The organism is Sinomicrobium endophyticum (assembly GCF_052983315.1).
Map to the genome: position 1 here is coordinate 59,478 of NZ_JBRKIS010000063.1, position 6,229 is coordinate 65,706.

At 37.2% G+C, this 6,229-nt stretch carries 4 protein-coding genes; all 4 read right to left on the reverse strand.

The genetic code is table 11. The annotated features are described in order from the left end of the window. Position 1: 1 nt before the first annotated feature. The 4 genes from ACVBDU_RS22035 to ACVBDU_RS22050 all read right to left on the reverse strand — a co-directional run bounded on the left by ACVBDU_RS22035 (position 2) and on the right by ACVBDU_RS22050 (position 5,218). Positions 2-1,027, reverse strand: coding sequence for a nitroreductase family protein (locus tag ACVBDU_RS22035; protein ID WP_447181838.1), 1,026 nt, complete (start codon positions 1,025-1,027; stop codon positions 2-4). 1 nt (position 1,028) lies between these two features. Beyond that, positions 1,029-2,549: an MATE family efflux transporter gene (locus ACVBDU_RS22040; protein ID WP_447181839.1), complete on the reverse strand. Its 1,521-nt coding sequence runs from the start codon at positions 2,547-2,549 to the stop codon at positions 1,029-1,031. A 134-nt stretch (positions 2,550-2,683) separates the two neighbouring features. Beyond that, complete coding sequence (locus ACVBDU_RS22045) at positions 2,684-3,706, reverse strand: NAD-dependent epimerase (RefSeq protein ID WP_447181840.1); 1,023 nt, start codon at positions 3,704-3,706, stop codon at positions 2,684-2,686. A 111-nt stretch (positions 3,707-3,817) separates the two neighbouring features. After that, a complete protein-coding gene (locus ACVBDU_RS22050; RefSeq protein ID WP_447181841.1) occupies positions 3,818-5,218 on the reverse strand; it encodes a nucleotide sugar dehydrogenase in 1,401 nt (466 codons plus the stop codon). Positions 5,219-6,229: the final 1,011 nt, after the last annotated feature.

Here is a 6,229-nt window from a genome sequence, read left to right on the forward strand (position 1 = left end):
TTTAAATAATTTTTAAAACTTCGTCAATTGTCCTTCTTTCTGATAAACAAACTCTTATATCATCAACAGCTTTACCAATCGGAATTAAACAAATGATTTTTTCATTCTCTTTTAAATCAATAACTTTTCGTGCTAATCTATCATCTTTTACTGTTTTCCCCCAATTTGCAGGGCAGTTTGCAATTTTATAAAAATGCAAAGCATATAAAAGATTCATCAAAAAAATACCTCCATCAATATATAATTGATTTCGCTCTCCAACGGTGTAAAAATAATTTCGGTCTGCCGTTAAAACCAACAATTGCTTAACATTTTCACTATACCCTCTAAAACCAGCTTGAATTTTCAAAATCTCATCTATTTTTACTTTGTCTTGTAATAGATGTACCTTTGCAGATTGTCTATTACAAACTGAAGGACTATTTAGTGCTAAAGTTACAGCCGCTTTTATTTGTTGCTCATCGATTAATTCTCCTGTAAAATCTCTAACAGATCTTCTAGAGTTGGAAAAATCTAAAAAATTTGAATCTATATCTGAATAAAATTCATCAAAGGTGAATTTCTTTATACCGTTAAAATTTTGAGAATAATAATTACTTAATATCCCTTTATAAAACAAATAATCTTTTTCCGAAAAATAGCTTTCTATCTCTATATCTTTTTCCTTATGGAATTCATAATACCTACAAACAACAGAATATCCTGTTCTAATCTGTGACAAATTTATATTTTTTATTACTTCCTTATCTTTCAAATACTTATGAAGACGTATTATTTTTTCTTTAGCAAATCTATGTTTAGGATTCTTAAACAGGAAACCTTTCTCTATACTATGATAGTATAGAATAATATTTGCTTCTTTTTTTTCAAAATTGTCTACTTTAAAAACATTTGAATGTTTTTTATATAATTTTTTATCTACATAAAAGTTTGTATGTAAACTTTTCAAATCACGTATATATGCCAAAGGAGTGGTTAATTCTATATAAAGCTTCTCCCCTAATATCTTCTTTATTTTTGCTCTCATATTAAATTTTCATATACTTCCGTGCTAAAGTTAGCAACATTCTCTTTTCATTTATATTTAGACCTATAGTCAGTATTACAAAAACACATATTAATATCTCTATAATAACATTAAATACAAGAGTGTCTAACCTATTAATAATTGAAATTTTACTTTCTAATAAATACCATAGAGACAAAATCAGAAAACTTACCATTATGATTGGTATTATGGTTTTTAATATGAATTCAGATATCTTTAAACCAATCATCTTTTTTAAAAATAACACCCTTATTATTAAACAAATAATACCTATCGAAATCATCACATAATAAAATGTTTCTGGTCTATTATTCACTTTCATTAAAAAATAAGAAATGGGTAAATTCAAAAAAATTAATCCTCCAATAACAATTTGATACCATTTTATTTTTCCCGTTGCCTGAACCATCGTCATCAGAGGGCCTGATATAGATTCTACCATAGAAAAAGCTATTACTAACCTAACAAATACTACGGAGTGTTCAGGTAATTCGGTAAGCCATAGATTAAGGACATATTCTGTATGTATCAACAACGGAGCAGCGAACAAGATCATTAAAAAAAATGAATATTTAACTCCGGCACTCATTAATTTTAGAGCTTCATTATTCTGACCATTGGCATAGCTTTTAATAATTTGAGGATTCATTGCTTTCTGGAAATTAGCCACGAAAGAACCTACCGCATTTTGTACTTGTATTGCAATAGCATACGCTGCATTCAGCATTACTCCAAAGAAAATATTCAAAACTAAATTTATTCCTTGGTTTCTGGCTACTGCTGCAATGTTTCCAAATAAATTCCAACCTGAAAAAGAGAGTAACTCTTTTAGATATTCCTTATCCCGGGTAAAATTAATTTTTGTTTCTTCAAATCGCTTATGACAGTAAATATGGTAAACTAATTGAACAATAACTGTAACAACAAAAACCAAAATAGAATATAATATCAATTTATTCTCTCCTAAAAACAAAAGATACAAAATAGCCAGCTTTAAAATGGTATCAAGAATAGTTACATAGGTATATACCTGCATTTTTTCTCTCGCCAAAATCAATGCATTGTATGGCAATTGTGTGAGGTTTACTAAAAATGTAAGAATCGAAAACTGATAAACAACATTTACTGAAAATGTTTTTTCTTCCGGGAAAACAAGGCGGTTATTTATATACCATAGCCCCACCGTTTCTAATAATATTACTATTAAAAGTCCTATAAATATATAAATGAACAAAGAGGAATTAAATGTTTTATTTAATCGCTTAAAATCATTCCTTCCAATATCAAAAGCCATATACCGTTGTGTAGCTACAGACATCGAAGAATTAAAAAAACTCAACATTGTTACAATACCTCCAACAATACTATAAATACCGAAATCCTCTACTCCCAGTTGTTCTAAAACAACTCTTGAAGTATAAAGTGTCAGAATAGTTAAAAATAACATCCTTATGTATAAGAAAAGACTGTTCTTAACTATTCTTTTGTTATTGCTTGTCATATTTATATCTTCTCCTTCAAAAACAAATTATAACCTACTATCTACCAATTTGCGATTCAAACATGCTTTGATGTCTAATAGTACTGCTTCTACTTGTTTTTTTTTACATTTTATTCCTCCCTGTGTTTAAGCTGTTAAACGGCTTTGTATTTTTTATACCACGCTACAATTTTTTCAACCCCTTCCTTGATATCGGTGGTGCTTTTGTAGTCGAACTGTTCCAGCATGGAGGTATCCGCCCAAGTCTGTGGCACATCTCCCGGTTGCATCGGCAAATATTCTTTTTTGGCTTCCACTCCCATACTACTTTCTATGGCCTCTATAAAATCTCCTAAAGACTGGGGGGAGCCATTACCTATATTGGAAAGACGATAAGCCGGTTTATTATCTGCCGGCACCGGAGGATTTTTCAAAACAATCTCTATCCCTTGTACAATATCGTCTATATAGGTAAAATCCCGGCTCATTTTACCGTTATTAAACACTTTGATCGGCTTTCCTTCCGATATGGCTTTGGTAAAGAGAAAGATAGCCATATCCGGCCGGCCCCACGGGCCATAGACCGTAAAAAAGCGTAACCCGGTAGTCGGAATTCCATAGAGATGGCTATAGGTATAGGCCATCAGTTCATTGCTCTTTTTGGTAGCCGCGTATAGGCTGATAGGATGATCTACATTATCCGTGACGGCAAAAGGTACTTTTTTATTTTCTCCATATACGCTGGAACTACTGGCATATAACAGGTGCCGTATATTGTGGTGGCGGCAACATTCCAGGATATTCAGGAAACCCACGACATTACTGTCTACATAGGCTTCCGGGTTCTCCAGGCTATACCGTACACCCGCCTGTGCCGCCAGGTTGCATACTACACTGAATGTATGGTTTTCAAAAAGGGAAGGAAGGTTTTCCCGGTCTTCCAGATTCATCCGGACAAAGGAAAACCGTTCGCCGTATTCCGTCGAAGCCACTGCATTTTTAAATACGGAAGCTTCACTTTTCGGAATTCCCAGTTGTTGTAACCTTGCATACTTGAGGTCCGGATCGTAATAATCGTTAATATTATCCAACCCTGCAACACTATACCCCTTATCCAAAAGGCGCTTACAAAGGTGAAATCCAATAAACCCGGCTGCGCCTGTGACCAGTACTTTCATTTTCTTATTCTTTTAACTCTCTTATACGCTGAAGAATCCATTAAAAAAGTATTTATTAGGTTTTTGCTTTTGCCTACACTTCAAAGAATGGTTCTTTTTCTTCTTGTTTATTTACACCTTTTCGTCCCCGATCCCTATAGTATACACGTCAAAGCCTTTAGCTTTCAAACCTTTCCTGTCCAGGATAGCCCTTCCGTCAAATACGAAAGAAGGTTTCAGCATATTTTTATACATCATATCCCATGCATAATTTTTAAACTCATCCCATTCCGTCAGGACTGCTATAGCATGTGCTTTGTCAGCAGCATCATACGGATCGTTAACCACGGTAACCAGCTTCCTGTTTTCTTCTTCGCTACGGGTATTCAGGTAATCCAGGTCTGCATAGATCTGTTCTTCGGTCACCTTGGGATCGTATACCACGATCTCTGCCTGTTCATTTAACAAATAATCCGCGACATGGATAGCCGCGGACTCCCGGGTATCGTTGGTATCCTTTTTAAAAGCCCAGCCCAGGAAAGCGATTTTTTTGCCGGAAACCGTATTGTAAAGCGTAGTTACTATATTATCGGCAAACCGTCTTTTCTGATGATCGTTCATCAGGATCACCTGTTCCCAATAATCTGCAACTTCTGTCAAACCATAGGTTTTGGCAATGTACACCAGGTTGAGAATATCTTTCTGAAAACAGGACCCTCCGAAACCAACGGAAGCTTTGAGGAATTTAGGTCCTATACGGCTGTCCGTACCGATAGCCCTGGCCACTTCATTAACATCTGCCCCGGTTTTCTCGCACAGTTCGGACATGGCATTGATGGACGATACCCGTTGTGCCAGGAAAGCGTTGGCCGTAAGTTTGGACAACTCCGAAGACCAAACATTGGTTGTCAGAATATTTTCTTTCGGTACCCAGTTCGCATACACATCTACTAAAGCCTGTATAGCATTCGCATCATCACCTCCTATCAATACACGGTCCGGTGCATGCAGATCTTCTACGGCAGTACCTTCCGCCAGGAATTCCGGATTGGAGAGGACATGGTAATTTACCCCGTTGCCGGTATTATGCAATATGCTTTTCAGCGCTTCGGCGGTACGCACCGGCAATGTAGATTTCTCCACTACAATCTTATCGTCTTTAGCCACCCTGGCGATCTGCCGGGCGCAAAGTTCGATATATTTAAGATCTGCCGCCATCCCTTTGCCTTTTCCATAGGTCTTGGTCGGCGTATTTACGGAAATAAATATCATTTCGGCCTCATCAATAGCCTTGTCTACTTCGGTAGAAAAGAACAGGTTCCTTCCCCTGGCCTCTGCTACCACATCGCTTAACCCGGGCTCGTAAACCGGGATCTTGTCAACGTCCTCATCATTCCAGGCCGCGATTCTCTGAACGTTAATATCTACCACCGTAACTTTTATATCCGGGCATTTCTGCGCTATAACGGCCATAGTCGGGCCACCTACATAGCCTGCCCCTATACAACAGATCTTGGTTATTTTCTTATTCATTTTGTATTTATATTGATGACTCTACTATTTTCCTTGCTTATGTATGTCCGTGTTAACCGGATTTTTCTTTAATTCTTTTCAGCATCCAAAAGTACTACTCTCCATCTGCAAAAGCAATTAAAAAATCACAGTACCTACAACGGGCATTTTTGGCATAAATTATATTCCGGATTACGCAATTTGAAAAACTGTCGTGTTCCTACCCAAAAAACATGCTGCTCCGAGATTTTAAAGGTCACAAAATGCGATGCGATAGTATTAAAAAAATATGTATTCACCTACTTTTAATGTAAGATTTAATAAAGAAATTACAATTTATTAAAAAGTCGTCCCTGAAAATCCATACTCCTTAAGTTTCCGCAAGCAGCATCCCCCAATGGTGAGCGCATTCCAACCACCAAACTCCCACCTCCTCGCTTTAGCCCGTCCTGAGTCCTTCGATAAACCTGGGATACCCGGCCGAACGGGCAGGAACTAAAACCGGAGGACTCGGCGTTACCCATGACGCATTTTTGTGAAAAATTGAATTTCAAACACATAAAGAACTGTCAGGTCGAGCCCTTCGGCTATGCTCAGGATAAACTAAAGTTGAGACCTCTTTGAGAGACCATTCGAACTAAAAACCCCTCGACTACTCCCGATAACCATCGGGACGGGCCGACAGATATGTCATTATTAATTTATGCGGTTGCCAAAACGTTAATTCTCACAGTGACACATTGATTTTTGATTTGTGGTCTTTTGCCCGATAAGTTATCTATCTCCAAAGCAACTATTTAAAAAAACAATACATCTAACACCCCCAACTTCCTGCTTCCTCCTTCATGCTTCATGCTCCACACTTCCTACTCCGTGCTTCGTGCTTCCCGCTTCCCCCCTTCACCACCCTCCAAAAAACCAGCGCTGCGAAACCCGGAAACCGGTCATTAAAGCAATCCCTTTGACACCGGAAGTAGTTGGTTTAGCAGCTAACCCATTCCCTTTAGCCGCTAAACAGGTTGCTTTTGATGT